The organism is Pseudomonas sp. CK-NBRI-02 (genome assembly GCF_008124495.1).
Classification (GTDB): Bacteria; Pseudomonadota; Gammaproteobacteria; order Pseudomonadales; family Pseudomonadaceae; genus Aquipseudomonas; species Aquipseudomonas guariconensis.
In genome coordinates, this window is sequence record NZ_VSJH01000006.1 from 441,335 (window position 1) to 458,096 (window position 16,762).

A 16,762-nucleotide genomic window follows, 5' to 3' on the forward strand; every position below is an offset into this window, starting at 1 on the left:
TCCTTACCAGCGAAAACGCAGGCCGTCGAACGGCTTGGGCGCAGCCGGCTGGGCGGCGGCGGGTTGTCCATCTGCCGCCGGAGCAGGTGCCGGAGCAGAGGACTGCTCAGGGGGCAACTCCTGCAACTTGGCCAGCCCCAGCTGAGCACGCAACTGTTCGCGGTTACCGGTGACGCTGTAAGTCAGGGTACCGCCGTCGACTTGCCGCAAACGCGGGGCGTAGGGTTCGAGTACCCGATTGAGCTCTGCATAATGCTGCAGGTTCATGCCCTGCACCTGCAGTTGCAGCTCGCTGCTGGCGCCCGGGCGGGTGACGTAGCGCGGCGCCAGACGCGTGCTGATCGCCAGCATCACCGCATCGGCCAGGGCGGCCTGGTCGGCGCCTTCGGCAGTGCCTTGCTCACGCTGGTCGCCCAGCCACAACTGCCATTTGCCCTGCCACTTGCCATCGGCCTCGTGGGCATGCACAGCCAGCAACGCATCGGCGCCGTAGCGCTCGGATGCCTCGCGCAGCGGCGCAGGGTCGCTGCCTTCGAGCTGCTTGGCGTTGGCGACCAGTTGCTCCTGCAGATCGGCCAAAGGCAGGCGCAGCGGCAAACCTCGGTGCTGGGCGGCGCGGCGCAGTGGCGCAGCTGTCGACTGGCCGTCGCCGACCAGGTTGCTGCCCTCGGCACTGTCGTTCAGCCACCAGCCGAGTATCGAGGGACGGTTGCTGCCCCACAGTGCCAGGCCAGCCTGGCGTAGGGCACGCTCGGTGCTGCCGGGGTCGAATTCCACCAACAGGGTTTCAGGCGGACCGGCTTCGGAGCCCACCTGGTTGATGATTTGTTGCGGGTCCTTGCGCAGGGCCGCCAGGGCTGGGCTTTGCGCGGCCTTGGGATCGCCGGTCAAACGCAGCACCAGTGTGTCCAAAGCTTTGCCAGTGGCTTGGGCGCGGGCGTCGCTGCCCTGCCCTTCGATCGGTTCACGGACTTGGTAGAGCCCGGAAACCGGCTCGGCCTGTGCGACGACACTGCCCGCGATCAGGCAGGCGGCAGCCAGGTAATTGAGAAAACGCATGGAGGATTCCTGTCCAGATGACCAAGGGGCACCGAGCCCCGAATCTGCTGCTGTGACCACGACACCGCGCAAAACGCTCCGCCATGCCGGACAGATTCGGCCCGCCGCCATTGCTATTACCTTATACAGGCACTGGCGCGGCAACCAGTCGCGGCCTGTGAAAGGATGTTTTTTGCCAGATTCGCGGCCTGCCCGTCGGCCTGAGGATGGCCGCTGCCCGGCAACCCTGATAAAATCGCGCGCCTTCGCAGACCAGTGACGTACAGGCAGCCGCCGCCCTTCGAGCCGGCCTTGGCCGTCGCGGTCGTTTTCCCGAATCCCTCCCTCTTAAAGGCCTGGATCAATGAGCAAGCAACCCTCCCTGAGCTACAAGGACGCCGGTGTAGACATCGACGCCGGCGAAGCACTGGTCGAACGCATCAAGGGCGTGGCCAAGCGCACCGCACGCCCTGAAGTCATGGGTGGCCTGGGCGGCTTCGGCGCCCTTTGCGAGATCCCGGCCGGCTACAAGCAGCCGGTTCTGGTCTCCGGCACGGACGGCGTCGGCACCAAGCTGCGCCTGGCGCTGAACCTGAACAAGCACGACAGCATCGGCCAGGACCTGGTCGCCATGTGCGTCAACGACTTGGTGGTCTGCGGTGCCGAACCGCTGTTCTTCCTCGATTACTACGCCACTGGCAAGCTCAACGTCGACGTGGCCGCCACCGTGGTCACCGGCATTGGCGCCGGCTGCGAACTGGCCGGCTGCTCGCTGGTCGGTGGCGAAACCGCCGAGATGCCTGGCATGTATGAAGGCGAGGATTACGACCTGGCCGGCTTCTGCGTCGGCGTGGTGGAAAAATCCGAAATCATCGACGGCTCCAAGGTCGTCACCGGCGACGCCCTGATCGCCCTGCCATCCTCCGGCCCGCATTCCAACGGTTACTCGCTGATTCGCAAGATCCTCGAAGTCTCCGGCACCGACATCGAGAATACCCAGCTCGACGGCAAGCCTCTGGCCGATCTGCTGATGGCTCCGACCCGCATCTACGTCAAGCCGCTGCTCAAGCTGATCAAGAACACCGGCGCGGTCAAGGCGATGGCCCACATCACCGGCGGTGGCCTGCTGGACAACATCCCACGCGTCCTGCCCGACAACGCCCAGGCCATCATCGACGTGGCCAGCTGGCAGCGCCCGGCGGTATTCGACTTCCTGCAGCAAAAAGGCAACGTCGACGAGCACGAGATGCACCGCGTGCTGAACTGCGGCGTGGGCATGGTCATTTGCGTGGCCCAGGACAAAGTCGACAGCGCCCTGCAAGTGCTGCGTGACGCCGGCGAACAGCCATGGGTCATCGGCCGCATCGCCGAAGCGCCGGCTGGCGCCGCCCAGGTCGAATTGCAGAACCTCAAGGCGCACTGATGCCAAGCAAGACCTGCAATGTCGTAGTACTGCTGTCGGGCTCCGGCAGCAACCTGCAAGCGCTGATCGACAACAGCCGTGGCGAAGACAGCCCGGTGCGCATCCGTGGCGTGATCTCCAATCGCGCCGATGCCTATGGCCTGCAACGGGCCCAGGCAGCGGGCATCGAGACCGCCGTGCTCGCGCACGGTGGCTTCGATGGCCGTGAAGCCTTCGACGCGGCGCTGATGGCGTTGATCGACGGCTTCAAGCCCGATCTGGTGGTGCTGGCGGGCTTCATGCGCATCCTCAGCGGCGGCTTCGTGCGCCACTACCAAGGCCGCCTGCTGAACATCCACCCGTCGCTGCTGCCCAAGTACAAGGGCCTGCACACCCACCAGCGTGCGTTGGAGGCGGGCGACGCGGAGCATGGTTGCAGCGTACACTTCGTCACCGAGGAACTCGATGGCGGCCCTCTGGTCGTACAGGCTGTGGTACCGGTGGAGCCAGGCGATACAGCCGACAGCCTGGCACAGCGCGTTCATCGCCAGGAACACCAGATCTACCCGCTGGCGGTGCGCTGGTTCGCCGAAGGACGCTTGCGTCTGGGCGAACAAGGTGCACTACTGGATGGCCAGCCCCTGGCGGCCAGCGGTCACTTGATTCGACCCTAGGAGAATTTATGCGTCGTGCCCTGCTCTTGGCTCTCGCCGTGCTCGCCCTGCCCCTCCAGGCAGCTGATCTGAAGCCTTTCTCGGCCAGCTACACCGCCGACTGGAAGCAGCTGCCCATGAGCGGCACCGCCGAGCGCAGCCTGGAAAAAAACGCCAACGGTACCTGGAGCCTGAACTTCAAGGCGTCCATGATGATCGCCAGCCTGACCGAGCAAAGTACCCTGCGCCTGGACAACGACACCCTGCTGCCGCAGAAGTATCACTTCGAACGCGGCGGCCTGGGCAAGGCGAAGAAAGTCGACTTGGATTTCGACTGGAACAGCAAGAAGGTCACCGGCACCGACCGTGGCGATGCGATCAACCTGCCGCTCAACCGCGGCGTGCTGGACAAATCGTCCTATCAGCTGGCCCTGCAGCATGACGTGGCCGCAGGCAAGAAGAGCATGACCTACCAGGTCGTCGACGGTGACGAGATCGACACCTATGACTTCCGCGTGCTCGGTACCGAGAAAGTCACCACCAAGACCGGCCAGGTCGATGCCGTGAAGGTCGAGCGCGTCCGCGACCCGAGCCAGAGCAAGCGCATCACCGAGCTGTGGTTCGCCAAAGAGTGGGACTATTTGCTGGTGCAACTGCGCCAGGTCGAGACCGATGGCAAGGAATACGTGATCGTGCTGCAGGATGGCACGGTCGACGGCAAGTCGGTGAAAGGCAACTGATCACCGTTGTGAGCCCCCGAAGCCCCGCTTAGTGCGGGGCTTTTTGTTGCTTGTCCCGCCGGCTTGCGGGCAAACCCGCTTCCTATAAACACTGTTTACCTAGGGGAGCGGGTTTAGCCGCAAACAGCCCTTCATGAACTTTGTTTCATCGTCTTTTTATTTACTTAGCCTGCTAACTAACTCTATAAAGAAGGCCTGCGACATGTTGCCGCAGCCAACCGAAAGTGGAGTTTAACGATGACTGTCCAAGTAACCGAACGCGACGAATCGAAAATGTCCCACGAAAGCCAGGCCCACGGCCTGCGGATCTGGGATGTGCATCAGCAGGGCGAGCTGGTGGGGATGTTCCACTCCGAACACGAAGCCCAACAGTACCGCAGCGAGCTGGAATGCCTGGAGAACCAGCACAGCCCGCAATGACCGCACTGCCCACGAAAAACCCCGCCTGAGCGGGGTTTTCGTCTTTTACCACATCAAATCGTCTGGGATCTTGTAGGCCGCGTACGGATCGTCCTCGTCCGCTTCTTCGACATGGGTGTTGAGCAGCAGGATGCGATTGGGGTCACGCTCCTGGATCTTCACCGCCGCTTCACGCGGGATCACTTCGTAACCGCCGCCGAAAGACACGATGGCCAGGGCGCCGTTGCTCAGTTTGCTGCGCATCAAGGCGTTGACGGCGATGCGCTTGACCTTCTTATCGTCGACGAAGTTGTAGTAGTCCTCGGTATTGAGCTTGGGCAGACGGGTCGCCTCGATCAGTTGCTTGATCTGCGCGGCGCGGGCCTTCTGCTCGGCCTTTTCCTGAAGCTGGCGGTTCAGCTCCTGGTCTTTCTTGGCCTTTTCGGCCATGGCCTCCTTGGCCAGGCGCTGCTGGGTGTCGTCGACCTCGGCCTGGCCTTTGTGCTCCAGACGCTTTTGTTTCTTCTCGGCTTTGTTGACCTGCTTGACCTGTTTCTGGTTGACCAGACCGGCCTTGAGCAATTGGTCGCGAAGGGAAAGGCTCATGTATTCACTCACTTATGCAACAGCTCAGCCGCAGCTGGGCAGGTTCTTTTCCTGACGCTTGGCTTCGCCCCACAGGGCGTCCAGTTCATCGAGGGTACAATCTTCGATCGGCCGGCCATTGTCGCGCAATGCCTGTTCGATGAAACGAAAACGCCGCTCGAACTTGCGGTTGGCGCGGCGCAGGGCGTTTTCCGGGTCTTGCTTGAGATGGCGGGCCAGGTTGACCGCGGCGAACAGCAAATCGCCGATTTCATCTTCCAGTGCATCAGCTTCGCCATCGGCCATGGCCTGCAGCACTTCGTCCAGTTCCTCACGGACCTTGTCCAGCACCGGCAGGGCATCCGGCCAGTCGAAACCGACCGTGGCCGCGCGCTTTTGCAGCTTGGCCGCACGGGACAAGGCCGGCAGGGCCGCCGGCACGTCGTCGAGCAACGACAACTGTTCGGGCTCGCTCTTTTCGGCACGCTCCTGGGCCTTGATCTCTTCCCAGCGCGCCTTGACCTGCGCCTCGTCCAGACGCGGAGTGTCCAGCGGGGCATACAGGTCGCCGGTAGGAAACACATGGGGGTGACGGCGAATCAGCTTGCGGGTAATCGCGTCGACCACGCCTGCGAACTCGAAACGCTCCTCCTCCCGCGCCAGCTGGCTGTAGTAGACCACCTGGAACAACAGGTCGCCCAGCTCACCCTGCAAGTGCTCGAAATCGCCACGCTCGATGGTGTCAGCGACCTCGTAGGCCTCTTCAAGGGTATGCGGGACAATGCTCGCGTAGTCCTGCTTCAGGTCCCACGGACAGCCGTATTGCGGGTCGCGCAGACGGGCCATCAGGTGCAGCAGGTCATCGACAGTGTAGGTCATCGGGCAGGTCCTTCGGCGGCGGCTTCTGGCGGTTGAACCGGCTTCCACAAGCGGGGTGAAATCGCTGTGGGAGCGGGTTCACCCGCGAAAAAGGCGCCTCGATCTCAAGGGGTACGGTTACGCCGCGTCTCGATGATGTTCGGCAACTGCGAGATTCTGCCCAGCAAACGCCCGAGGGCGTCCAGGCCTGGGATCTCGATGGTCAAGGACATCAGCGCGGTATTGTCTTCCTTGTTCGAGCGGGTGTTGACCGCCAGCACGTTGATCTTCTCGTTGAGCAGCACCTGCGACACGTCGCGCAGCAACCCCGGACGGTCATAGGCGCGAATGATGATGTCGACCGGATACGTCTGCACCGGGATCGGCCCCCAGCTGACCTGGATCATCCGCTCCGGCTCCTTGCCGGCCAATTGCAGCACCGAGGCGCAGTCCTGGCGGTGAATGCTCACCCCGCGACCCTGGGTGATATAGCCGACGATGGCGTCGCCCGGCAGCGGCTGGCAGCAGCCGGCCATCTGGGTGAGCAGGTTGCCGACACCCTGGATCTGGATATCGCCACGTTTGCCGGAGCGGGTACCGCTGGCCTTGCGTGGGATCAGTTCGATCTGCTCGCTGCGCTCCGGCTCGAGCAACTGCTGGGCCGCGTTGACCATATGCGCCAGGCGCAGGTCGCCTGCGCCCAGGGCAGCGAACATGTCCTCGGCGGTCTTGACGTTGGCTTTTTCGGCCAGGCGTTCGAAGTCCACCTGGGGCAGGCCCAGGCGGCTAAGCTCACGCTCGAGCAGGGTCTTGCCGGCAGCGACGTTCTGGTCGCGGGCCTGCAGCTTGAACCAGTGGACGATCTTGGCCCGTGCGCGGGACGTGGTGACGTAGCCGAGGTTGGAGTTCAGCCAGTCACGGCTCGGGCTGCCGTGCTTGCTGGTGATGATCTCCACCTGCTCGCCGGTCTGCAGGCTGTAGTTGAGCGGGACGATACGCCCGTTGATCTTGGCGCCGCGGCAGTTGTGGCCGATCTCGGTGTGCACACGGTAGGCAAAGTCCAGCGGCGTGGCGCCCTTGGGCAGGTCGATGGCATGGCCATCGGGGGTGAACACATAGACCCGGTCCGGCTCGATGTCCACCCGCAGTTGCTCGGCCAGGCCGCCGATATCGCCCAGTTCCTCGTGCCACTCGAGCACCTGGCGCAGCCAGGAGATCTTCTCTTCGTAGTGGTTGGAACTGGACTTGACGTCGGTGCCCTTGTAGCGCCAGTGGGCGCACACACCGAGCTCGGCTTCCTCGTGCATGGAATGGGTGCGGATCTGCACTTCCAGCACCTTGCCCTCGGGGCCGATCACTGCGGTGTGCAGGGAGCGGTAGCCGTTCTCCTTGGGGTTGGCGATGTAGTCGTCGAATTCCTTGGGGATGTGCCGCCATAGGGTATGGACGATGCCCAACGCGGTGTAGCAGTCGCGGATCTCCGGGACCAGTACACGCACGGCGCGCACGTCGTAGATCTGGCTGAACTCCAGGCCCTTGCGCTGCATCTTGCGCCAAATGGAATAGATGTGTTTCGCCCGGCCGCTGATGTCGGCCTTGACGCCCGTGGCCAGCAGCTCGTTCTGCAGTTGGTTCATCACGTCGCTGATGAAGCGCTCGCGGTCGAGCCGGCGCTCATGCAACAGCTTGGCGATCTGCTTGTACTGGTCGGGTTCGAGGTAGCGGAAGGACAAGTCCTCCAGCTCCCATTTGATGTGACCGATGCCCAGGCGGTGGGCGAGCGGAGCATAGATGTCGAACACTTCGCGCGCCACACGCAGGCGCTTCTCGTCATCGGCGGCCTTGACCGCCCGAATGGCGCAGGTACGTTCGGCCAGCTTGATCAGGGCAACGCGCACGTCGTCGACCATGGCCACCAGCATCTTGCGCAGGTTCTCGACTTGCGCCTGGGAACCGAGCACCAGCGACTGGCGCGGGCTGAGGCTGGCGCTGATGGCGGCCATGCGCAGCACGCCGTCGATCAACTTGGACACCACCGGGCCAAAGCGCTGGCCGACCTCGGCCAGGGTCACCTTGCCCTCGCGCACCGAGCGATAGATCACCGCAGCCACCAGGGAATCCTGATCGAGCTTGAGGTCGGCGAGGATTTCGGCGATCTCCAGACCCGCCTGGAAGCTGGACGTACCGTCGGCCCAGGAATGCTTGGCCGGGTTGCCCTTCTTCTCGACCTCCTGGGCGAAATCGCAGGCCTCCTTGAGCGCCTTGCGGTCCAGCGCCGAGTCGACGCTCACCACATGATCCAGCCATGCTTCGAGATTGATACTACCGTCGGTATTGACCGGCTGGTGCACTCTCACCTGTACCATCTTTCTTTTACCTTTCCATACAGCGCACCACGCGGGTGCGCTGGCAATCACCGTACGCCGCCCAGTCCCTGGACGCCGCACCAAGGGGCCAGCCTGGCTAGCCCGCTTCGAATAACGCCATGGCCTCGACATGTGCCGTCTGAGGAAACATGTCGAGGATCCCGGCCCTTGTTAACCGGTACCCCTGCCCGACCAGAACCTGGGCGTCTCGCGCCAGTGTGGCCGGGTTGCAGGACACATAGACCAGCCGCTTGGCCTTGAGGCGTGCGATGCCTTGCACCACCTCGAAAGCACCGTCGCGCGGTGGATCCAAGAGTACCGCAGAAAAGCCCTCGGCGGCCCATCCGGCGCCCGCCAAAGGCTGCGATAAATCGGCCTGAAAAAACCGTGCATTATGCACATTGTTGCTACGGGCATTGGCCTCGGCCCGTTCGACCATGGCCTGTACACCTTCCACGGCCACCACTTCCCGGGCCCGCCGGGCCAGCGGCAGGGCAAAGTTGCCCAAGCCGCAGAACAAATCCAGCACCCGATCCTCGGGTTGAGGGGCCAGCCACGCCAGCGCCTGCTCGATCATCAATGTATTGACCTGAGCATTGACCTGGACGAAATCCCCCGGCCGCCAGGCCAACTCCAGCCCCCAAGGCTCGAGTGCAAAACCAAGTGTCAGACCGGCCTCGACCGGCGCCGGTTCGCCGTCGCCCTGCAACCACAGCTGGGCGTCAGCCTGCTTGCAGAAGGCCTCCAGGCGCGCCAGATCCTCCGCCGGCAACGGCGCCACATGCCGCACCAGAACCGCTTGCGCGGTGCCGCTGAACAGCTCGACATGCCCCAACGCCTGAGGTTTGCTCAGGCTGCGCAGCACCGTCGGCAGATGGCGGAAAATCGCCTGCAAGGGCTGTACCAGCACCAGGCATTCGTCGATGGCGACGATGTCCTGGCTGGCCTCGGCCCGAAAGCCCACGTCCAGATGACGCGCCTTCGGGTCCCAGCGCACGGCGATCCGGGCCCGGCGCCGATAGCCGAATTCAGGGCCGACCAGTGGCGTGGCCCATTGCTCGGGTTGTACGCCGGCCACCCGCTGCAGTTGCTCGGCGAGCATCCGCTGCTTGAGTGTCAATTGGCCGTCGTGAGGCAGGTGCTGCAGGTTGCAGCCACCGCAACGCTCATAATACTGGCACGGCGCCTCGCGCCGTTCGGGGCTGGCCTGCAGCACCCGCTCCAAGCGTGCATCGACCACCTTGCCACGGGCGCCCAGCACGCGGGCCTCGACGGACTCCCCAGCCAAAGCGCCACTGACGAACCAAGTGCGTCCCTCGACAAAGGCGATGCCACGACCGTCACCGGCCAGGCGCTCGATTTGCAGGCGTTGTTTCTTGCCGACCGGCACTTGTGGCGCACGATTGCCGCCGGCCGGCTGGAAGCGCAGGCCGCTGTTGCTTTTCTTTCTGGACATCAGGTTGCGTCGAACAGGCCAGTGGACAGATAGCGGTCGCCACGGTCGCAGATGATCGCCACCATGACCGCGTTCTCGACCTCGCGGGACAGGCGCAACATTGCCGCGACCGCACCACCGGAAGAAACGCCGCAGAAAATCCCCTCTTCACGAGCAAGACGACGGGTGGTCTGCTCGGCTTCGTCTTGGGACATATCGACCACGCGGTCGACCCGGGTGGCGTCGAAGATCTTCGGCAGGTACTCCTCGGGCCAGCGGCGAATGCCAGGGATGGCCGAGCCTTCCATCGGTTGCAGGCCAACGATCTGCACTGCCGGGTTCTGCTCCTTGAGGTATTGGGAGCAGCCCATGATGGTCCCGGTGGTGCCCATGGAGCTGATGAAATGGGTGATGGTGCCGTGCGTCTGCTGCCAGATCTCAGGGCCAGTGCTGGAATAATGGGCAATCGGGTTGTCGCCGTTGGCGAACTGGTCGAGCACCAGGCCGCGACCTTCGGCCTGCAGCTTCTCGGCCAAGTCTCGCGCCCCTTCCATGCCCTCTTCCTTGGTGACCAGGATCAGTTCGGCACCGTAGGCGGTCATCGCCGCCTTGCGCTCGGCGGTCGAGTTGTCCGGCATGATCAGGATCATCTTGTAACCCTTGATCGCCGCCGCCATGGCCAGGGCGATGCCGGTGTTGCCGGACGTGGCTTCGATGAGCGTGTCGCCCGGTTTGATCTGGCCACGCAACTCGGCGCGGGTGATCATCGACAGCGCTGGGCGGTCCTTGACCGAACCCGCGGGATTGTTGCCTTCGAGCTTGAGCAGGAGGGTGTTGGTGGTCTCGCCGGCGATACGCTGCAGGCGAACCAGAGGCGTATTGCCGACGCAATCGGCGATGGTTGGGTACTGCAAGGTCATGGCGTTGTTCGCAATCCGGACGGCAGGGGCGACTATCATACCGGCAAACCTTTGCTCGCCATATCACGCAATCTGTAGTCGCTATAGCTACAAGCTATAAGCTCGTACCGGTCCAAACCTGAACGCGCGGACCTGCCTCGCGATCCGACGCCACATGCGCCGGCAAACGCATGCACAGGCGTAGCCCTTGCTTGCCATTTTCGGCCCACAACGTGCCACCCTGGCGCTGAATCGCACTGCGAGCAATGCTCAGCCCCAGGCCGAAGCCGCCATCCCCGGGTCGGGAGCCATCGAGGCGGGAGAACGGCGCGAAGATCCGATCCAGATCCGCCTCGTCCACGCCTCCCCCCTGATCTTCCAGCCATAGCCGCCAATAATTGCCTTCGCGGTAGCCTCCCAAGCGCACCAGCCCGTGTTCGGGCGAATGGCGGATCGCATTGCGCAGCATGTTCTCCAGTGCCTGGGCCAGGTGGTTGAGGTTGCCTTGCACCCAGCATTGGGCGGGCAATTCACAGCGCAGGCGTTCAGGCGGCCAGCCGCTTTCGTAGCAGGCATCCTCGGCGAGCATGTCCCACAGGGCCTGGAGCTGGATCGGCTCGAGGTTCATCGGTGCCCGCTCGGCATCCTGCCAGGCCAGTTGCAAGGTGTTTTCGACCAATTGCTGCATGCAGTCGATTTCCCGCGCCACCCGCTCGCGCAGGCATTGATGATCGGTCTCGCCGTCGCAGGCCACGCGCAAGCGGCTCAAGGGCGTGCGCATCTCATGGGAAAGGTCGCGCAGCATCTGCTGTTGCATGGCCACGCTCTCCTGCAGGCGCTCGGCCATCTGATCGAACGCCCTGGCCAGCTCGCCCAGCTCGTCATGCCGCCCAACGGTACGCGAATCCAGACGGGCCGACAGCTGGTCGGCACGCCAGGCGTTGGCCTGCTCGCGCAACTGGTTCAGCGGCACGATCAGCATCCGATACAGACCGACACACAACAACAAGGTGAACAGGCCAGGAATCACGCCGTTGGTCAGGATCTGCCAGAACAGCAGGTACCGCCCGGGATTCAGCCGCTGCGGCAACTCGATCACCAACATGCCCTGCTCCGGCGCCTCGGGAAACGGCAGGCGCAGCCAAGGCTGGGTGATGCTGCGTCGGCTCATGGGCCAGTCGACTCCACGCAGACGTGTCAGTTGCTGGATTTCATCGGTGGACAGCGTGGCGCTGCCCAAAGGGCGCAGTTGGGCATCGAGCACATTCACCCAGCCGGGCTCGCGCTGGTGCATGCCGGCTAGCCAGCGGTCCACCCCCGCCCTGCCTTCTTGGCGCCAGGCCTGCTCGGCTTCGGCGGCATAACCGATCAGCTGTGCCTGGGCCGGCGCGTCGAGGAAGGCGTTGCGGGTTTCCATGTGCCGGCCCCAGGTGTAGCTCAGGCCAATCATCAACAGGCAGAAGCCCACCAGCAGAATGGCCAGCTTCCAGAACAGCGAATGCCGATCCAGCACTGTCATTCGGCCTCGCCGGCGCACAAGGTATAGCCCTTGCCCCAGACAGTACGGATTTGCCGTTCGTGATAGCCGAGCGCCTTGAGCTTGCGACGTATCTGGCTGACATGCATGTCAAGGCTACGGTCATGGCGGGAATAACCGCGCTGCAAGACCTGTTGATAAAGGAAGGGTTTGCTGAGCACTTCGTCCTGGCTGCGATGCAGCGTCTCGAGCAGGCGGTACTCGCTGGGTGTGAGCCCTGCCGAACGGCCGTCGAGCCAGACATCGCAAGCCGCTTCGTCGAAACGCAGCTGCCCGCTGACCACCTCCCGTGGCGCCTGGTGCCGGCGCTCCAGCGCCACCCGTCGCAGGATCGCTTCGATGCGTACCCGCAATTCGGCCATGCTGAAGGGTTTGGGCAGGTAGTCATCGGCGCCGCGCTTGAAACCGCTGATGCGATCGGACTCGGCGCCCAGCGCGGACATCAGAATCACCGGCGTGGTGCTGTGCTTGCGCAGCCGGGCCAAGGCGTCCAGACCATTGAGGCCGGGCAACAGGATATCCATCAACACCACATCGAAGGCTTGGCGGCTGGCGGCCTCCAGGCCTTCGAGGCCGTTACGGCACCAAGTCACCAGGAAGCCGTCGCGCTGCAACTCGTCGTGCAGGTAGGCACCCAGCACCGGGTCGTCCTCGATGGCCAGAATGGTAGACGGGTGAATAGCTTCGGGATTCATTGGCTTCTGACATTAATTCTCAACTGCGCGATTATTGGCCATGCATCCGGCCAAGGCAACCGGGTCGCGCTCGCCGATGACCTGAGGCCAACGCAGGCGCCACTGATGATTCAGCCGCCAAGGCTGGGAACCGCAAAAAGAGCTACAAAGAAGTGCATCAGACGGCCCTGGAGAGTAACGTTCCGCCTGGGGCCGTCTTTATGCTGACGGCAGGCAAGCACATGACAGGAGACAAATGTGCTCGATCGTTTGGGAATCAGAAGCCGGGTCCTGCTGTTGGCCCTGCTGCCAGCCAGCCTGATGGCCCTGGTGCTGGGAAGTTATTTCAACTGGCTACAGCAAAACGAGCTGCGGACTCAGTTGCTCCAGCGCGGCAAGATGCTCGCCGAGCAGCTCGCGCCCTTGGCAGCGCCCTCCCTGGCCAACCCGGCCCAAGCCCAGGAGCTGCTCGAACGCATCGCCGCCCAAGCCCTGGAGCAAGCCGATGTGCGCGCCGTGGCATTCCTGGCCCCCGACCGCTCGCGCCTGGCCCATGCCGGCCCGAGCATGCTCAACCAGGCGCCGACCGGGGGCACCGGCACTCAATTGCTGCAACGCACCGGCAATGACGCTACTCGCTACCTGATGCCCGTCTTCGGCCATCATCGTGACCTGGCCTCCCAGGCGGTCCCCGCCGAAGCCGAGCGCCTGCTCGGCTGGGTCGAAATCGAACTGTCCCACGACGGCACCTTGCTGCGCGGCTATCGCAACCTGTTCACCAGCCTGTTGTTAATCTTCGGCTGCCTGTCGCTCACCGTGTTGCTCGCCCTGCGCATGAGCCGGACGATCAACGATCCGCTCAGTCGCATCAAGCACGCCGTCACCCAACTCAAGGAAGGCAACCTGGAACAGCGCCTGCCGGCGATGGGCAGCCATGAGCTGGATGAACTGGCGGCGGGCATCAACCGCATGGCCGAGACCCTGCAAAATGCCCATGAGGAACTGCAGCACAGTATCGACCAGGCCACCGAAGACGTGCGCCAGAACCTAGAAACCATCGAGATCCAGAACATCGAACTGGACATGGCGCGCAAGGAGGCGCTGGAGGCCAGCCGCATCAAGTCCGAGTTCCTGGCCAACATGAGCCACGAGATCCGCACACCGCTCAACGGCATCCTCGGCTTCACCCACCTTTTGCAACGCAGCGAGATGACCCCGCGCCAGCTCGACTACCTCAATACCATCGAGAAGTCCGCCGACAACCTGCTGGGGATCATCAACGAGATCCTCGACTTCTCCAAGATCGAGGCCGGCAAACTGGTGCTCGACAGCATTCCGTTCAACCTGCGCGATCTGATCCAGGACACGCTGACCATCCTCGCCCCTGCGGCCCACGCCAAGCAGCTGGAGCTGCTCAGCCTGGTCTACCGCGACACCCCGCTGTCGCTGATCGGTGACCCGCTGCGGCTCAAGCAGATCCTCACCAATCTGGTGAGCAACGCCATCAAGTTCACGCGCGAAGGCACCATCGTCGTGCGTGCCATGATCGAGGATGAACAGGAGGACAGCGTACAACTGCGCATCAGCGTGCAAGACACAGGCATCGGCCTCTCGCCCCAGGATGTGCGCACCTTGTTCCAGGCCTTCAGCCAGGCCGATAACTCGTTGTCACGTCAGCCCGGCGGTACCGGCCTGGGCCTGGTGATCTCCAAGCGCCTGATCGAGCAGATGGGTGGCGAGATCGGCGTGGACAGCACCCCAGGCGAAGGTTCGCAGTTCTGGATCAGCCTCAGCCTGCCGCGCGCTCATGACGACGCGCAGGAGCAACCGCTGCAACCGTTGCTCGGGCGCCGCGCCGCCATCGTCGATGGCCACGAGCTGGCGCGCCAAGCCCTGGAGCACCAGTTGGAAGATTGCGGTCTGAGCGTCAGCCTGTTCGCCTCCTTCGACCAGTTGCTGCAAGGCGTGCAGGCGGCGAGCCAGGCAGGCCAACCCTTCGAGTTCGCGGTGCTGGGGGCCAACCTGAGCACGCTCTCGCCGGAGCAACTGGGCCATTATCACCAGCAATTGGAACGCTTGGGCTGCCTGTGCGTGGTGCTTTGCCCGACTACCGAGCAGGCGCTCTATCACCCCTACCTGCCCAATCCCCATGGCCAGTTGCTGTCCAAGCCCACCTGCACGCGCAAACTGCGCCGCCTGCTGCTCGAACTGGTGCAACCGCGCCGAGCGACCAACGACGCGCGCGCCAGCGGCAATACCCGGGCGCCAAGGATTCTCTGCGTGGACGACAACCCAGCCAATCTGTTGTTGGTGCAGACCCTGCTCGAAGGCCTGGGCGCCGAGGTGTTGGCGCTGGACAACGGCTATGCCGCGGTCAAGGCAGTGCAGGACGAGCCTTTCGACCTGGTGCTGATGGATGTGCAGATGCCGGGAATGGACGGACGCGCCTGCACCGAGCAGATCCGCCGTTGGGAAGCCAGCCAGAGCGGCAGCCCGCTGCCCATCGTCGCGCTCACCGCACACGCCATGGCCAACGAGAAACGGGCCTTGCTGCACAGCGGCATGGACGATTACCTGACCAAGCCGATCAGCGAGCGCCAGCTGTCCCAGGTGGTGATGAAATGGACCGGAATGAGCCTGGTGCCGTCCATGCAGGAGCGCGGCAGTGAACGGGCCATCGACAGTAACGAGCTGAAGGTGCTCGACCCTGAGGAAGGCCTGCGCCTGGCCGCCGGCAAGCCGGACCTGGCCGCGGACATGCTGGCCATGCTGCTGGCGTCTCTTGAGACCGACCGTGAATCGATCCGCGTCGCCCGCGAGCTGGGTGATCGCACGGCGATGATCGAACGGGTCCATCGCCTCAACGGCGCATCGCGCTACTGTGGCGTGCCGCAACTGCGCGCGGCCTGCCAGCGCAGCGAGACCTTGCTCAAACAGGACAGCCCCCAGGCGGCGCAAGCCCTGGACGAGCTCGACCGGGCCATCGTGCGGCTCGCGGCTCAGGCTCGGCTGAGCGCCTGAGCGCAAAGCCCTGGGGCCGCAGGACGGCCCCAAAATCGGGGGCGTTGCACTATCCGAACAGTGACGCCACTGAGCAAGATCAACGCCCTTCTTCGCAGGCTGTCTACACTGCCGCGATGACGAAACCTGGAGATTCACACCATGCGTGTCCTGTTGTTCAGCAGCCAGCACTACGACCAGGAAAGCTTCACCCAGGCCTCCCGCGACAGTAGCCTGGAGCTGCACTACCAGTCGGCCCGGCTGACCCAGGACACCGTCGCTTTGGCCCAGGATTTCGAGGTGGTCTGCGCGTTCATCAACGATGAGCTCGATGCCACGGTGCTCGAACGCCTGGCTGCCGGCGGGACCCGTCTGATCGCCTTGCGCTCGGCAGGCTACAACCACGTCGATCTGGCCGCCGCCCGGCGCCTGGGACTGTCGGTGGTGCGGGTACCGGCCTATTCACCCCATGCCGTGGCCGAGCATGCCGTGGCCTTGATCCTGGCGCTCAACCGACGCCTGCACCGGGCCTACAACCGCACCCGCGAAGGTGATTTCACCCTGCATGGCCTGACCGGCTTCGACCTGCACGGCAAGACGGTCGGCGTGGTCGGCACCGGCCAGATCGGCGCCGCCTTCGCCCACATCATGGCCGGTTTCGGCTGCCAGTTGCTGGCCTACGACCCCTACCCCAACCCTGAACTGCTTGCCCTGGGCGCCCGCTACGTGGAATTGCCCGAACTGCTGAGCCAGGCCCGCATCATCAGCCTGCACTGCCCGCTGACCGAGCACACCCGCCATCTGATCGACGCCCAGAGCCTGGCCACCCTGCAACCCGGCGCCATGCTGATCAATACCGGGCGCGGCGCGCTGGTCGACACGCCGGCCCTGATCGACGCGCTCAAGTGTGGCCAGCTCGGCTACCTGGGGCTGGATGTCTATGAAGAGGAGGCGCAGCTGTTCTTCGAGGACCGTTCCGACCTGCCGCTGCAGGATGACGTACTCGCACGGCTGCTGACCTTCCCCAACGTGATCGTCACCGCACACCAGGCATTTCTCACCCATGAAGCGCTGGCGGCCATCGCCTCGACCACCCTGGACAACATCATCCGCTGGACGGAGGGCGATCCGCAGAATCTGGTGAACGGTTGATGCTAGGATACGCGGCAATTTTGG

General features: G+C 63.8%; 14 protein-coding genes. 6 read left to right on the top strand and 8 right to left on the bottom strand.

Annotation, left to right across the window (positions count from 1 at the left end; translation table 11 throughout):
* Positions 1-3: 3 nt before the first annotated feature.
* A complete protein-coding gene (locus DQ397_RS06540) occupies positions 4-1,059 on the bottom strand; it encodes a DUF2066 domain-containing protein (RefSeq protein ID WP_043215676.1) in 1,056 nt (351 codons plus the stop codon).
* Between the two features lie 343 nt (positions 1,060-1,402).
* Between DQ397_RS06540 and purM the strand changes: the two genes are divergently transcribed.
* The 4 genes from purM to DQ397_RS06560 all read left to right on the top strand — a co-directional run bounded on the left by purM (position 1,403) and on the right by DQ397_RS06560 (position 4,253).
* On the top strand, positions 1,403-2,461 hold the full coding sequence (purM, locus tag DQ397_RS06545) for a phosphoribosylformylglycinamidine cyclo-ligase (RefSeq protein WP_148921518.1): 1,059 nt from the start codon (positions 1,403-1,405) through the stop codon (positions 2,459-2,461).
* A complete protein-coding gene (gene purN / locus DQ397_RS06550; protein ID WP_090343586.1) occupies positions 2,461-3,114 on the top strand; it encodes a phosphoribosylglycinamide formyltransferase in 654 nt (217 codons plus the stop codon). Before purM ends, purN begins: the two co-directional genes overlap by 1 nt.
* 8 nt (positions 3,115-3,122) lie before the next feature.
* Positions 3,123-3,833: a DUF3108 domain-containing protein gene (locus DQ397_RS06555; RefSeq protein ID WP_043215178.1), complete on the top strand. Its 711-nt coding sequence runs from the start codon at positions 3,123-3,125 to the stop codon at positions 3,831-3,833.
* 237 nt (positions 3,834-4,070) lie between these two features.
* Positions 4,071-4,253, top strand: a complete 183-nt coding sequence (locus DQ397_RS06560) for a hypothetical protein (protein WP_043215180.1) — start codon at positions 4,071-4,073, stop codon at positions 4,251-4,253.
* A gap of 45 nt (positions 4,254-4,298) precedes the next feature.
* On the opposite strand, the gene DQ397_RS06565 is transcribed toward DQ397_RS06560, so the two are convergent.
* The 7 genes from DQ397_RS06565 to DQ397_RS06595 all read right to left on the bottom strand — a co-directional run bounded on the left by DQ397_RS06565 (position 4,299) and on the right by DQ397_RS06595 (position 12,607).
* Positions 4,299-4,838, bottom strand: a complete 540-nt coding sequence (locus DQ397_RS06565; protein WP_043215184.1) for a DUF2058 domain-containing protein — start codon at positions 4,836-4,838, stop codon at positions 4,299-4,301.
* Positions 4,839-4,862: 24 nt separating this feature from the next.
* On the bottom strand, positions 4,863-5,696 hold the full coding sequence (mazG, locus tag DQ397_RS06570; RefSeq protein WP_043215186.1) for a nucleoside triphosphate pyrophosphohydrolase: 834 nt from the start codon (positions 5,694-5,696) through the stop codon (positions 4,863-4,865).
* 104 nt (positions 5,697-5,800) lie between these two features.
* The gene (gene relA, locus DQ397_RS06575; protein ID WP_043215189.1) at positions 5,801-8,041 is read right to left on the bottom strand and encodes a GTP diphosphokinase; all 2,241 of its coding nucleotides are present in this window, start codon (positions 8,039-8,041) and stop codon (positions 5,801-5,803) included.
* Between the two features lie 97 nt (positions 8,042-8,138).
* Positions 8,139-9,497, bottom strand: a complete 1,359-nt coding sequence (gene rlmD, locus DQ397_RS06580; RefSeq protein ID WP_043215190.1) for a 23S rRNA (uracil(1939)-C(5))-methyltransferase RlmD — start codon at positions 9,495-9,497, stop codon at positions 8,139-8,141.
* Positions 9,497-10,396, bottom strand: coding sequence for a cysteine synthase CysM (cysM, locus tag DQ397_RS06585; protein ID WP_043215206.1), 900 nt, complete (start codon positions 10,394-10,396; stop codon positions 9,497-9,499). The genes rlmD and cysM overlap by 1 nt, the downstream gene beginning before the upstream one ends.
* A 94-nt stretch (positions 10,397-10,490) precedes the next feature.
* Positions 10,491-11,888 (bottom strand): sensor histidine kinase, encoded by a 1,398-nt coding sequence (locus DQ397_RS06590; RefSeq protein WP_052352514.1) that lies wholly within the window; start codon positions 11,886-11,888, stop codon positions 10,491-10,493.
* 2 nt (positions 11,889-11,890) lie between these two features.
* Complete coding sequence (locus DQ397_RS06595; RefSeq protein WP_043215192.1) at positions 11,891-12,607, bottom strand: response regulator transcription factor; 717 nt, start codon at positions 12,605-12,607, stop codon at positions 11,891-11,893.
* A gap of 237 nt (positions 12,608-12,844) precedes the next feature.
* On the opposite strand from DQ397_RS06595, the gene DQ397_RS06600 reads away from it, so the two are divergent.
* Positions 12,845-15,607 (top strand): response regulator, encoded by a 2,763-nt coding sequence (locus tag DQ397_RS06600; RefSeq protein WP_043215194.1) that lies wholly within the window; start codon positions 12,845-12,847, stop codon positions 15,605-15,607.
* Between the two features lie 141 nt (positions 15,608-15,748).
* Positions 15,749-16,738 carry a 2-hydroxyacid dehydrogenase gene (locus tag DQ397_RS06605; protein ID WP_043215196.1) on the top strand — a complete coding sequence of 330 codons (990 nt, stop codon included), beginning with the start codon at positions 15,749-15,751 and terminating at the stop codon, positions 16,736-16,738.
* Positions 16,739-16,762: the final 24 nt, after the last annotated feature.

Coding starts and splice junctions, on each gene's coding strand:
- DQ397_RS06540 (WP_043215676.1), bottom strand. CDS start 1,059: ATGCGTTTTCTCAATTACCTGGCTGCCGCCTGCCTGATCGCGGGCAGT.
- purM (WP_148921518.1), top strand. CDS start 1,403: ATGAGCAAGCAACCCTCCCTGAGCTACAAGGACGCCGGTGTAGACATC.
- purN (WP_090343586.1), top strand. CDS start 2,461: ATGCCAAGCAAGACCTGCAATGTCGTAGTACTGCTGTCGGGCTCCGGC.
- DQ397_RS06555 (WP_043215178.1), top strand. CDS start 3,123: ATGCGTCGTGCCCTGCTCTTGGCTCTCGCCGTGCTCGCCCTGCCCCTC.
- DQ397_RS06560 (WP_043215180.1), top strand. CDS start 4,071: ATGACTGTCCAAGTAACCGAACGCGACGAATCGAAAATGTCCCACGAA.
- DQ397_RS06565 (WP_043215184.1), bottom strand. CDS start 4,838: ATGAGCCTTTCCCTTCGCGACCAATTGCTCAAGGCCGGTCTGGTCAAC.
- mazG (WP_043215186.1), bottom strand. CDS start 5,696: ATGACCTACACTGTCGATGACCTGCTGCACCTGATGGCCCGTCTGCGC.
- relA (WP_043215189.1), bottom strand. CDS start 8,041: ATGGTACAGGTGAGAGTGCACCAGCCGGTCAATACCGACGGTAGTATC.
- rlmD (WP_043215190.1), bottom strand. CDS start 9,497: ATGTCCAGAAAGAAAAGCAACAGCGGCCTGCGCTTCCAGCCGGCCGGC.
- cysM (WP_043215206.1), bottom strand. CDS start 10,396: ATGACCTTGCAGTACCCAACCATCGCCGATTGCGTCGGCAATACGCCT.
- DQ397_RS06595 (WP_043215192.1), bottom strand. CDS start 12,607: ATGAATCCCGAAGCTATTCACCCGTCTACCATTCTGGCCATCGAGGAC.
- DQ397_RS06605 (WP_043215196.1), top strand. CDS start 15,749: ATGCGTGTCCTGTTGTTCAGCAGCCAGCACTACGACCAGGAAAGCTTC.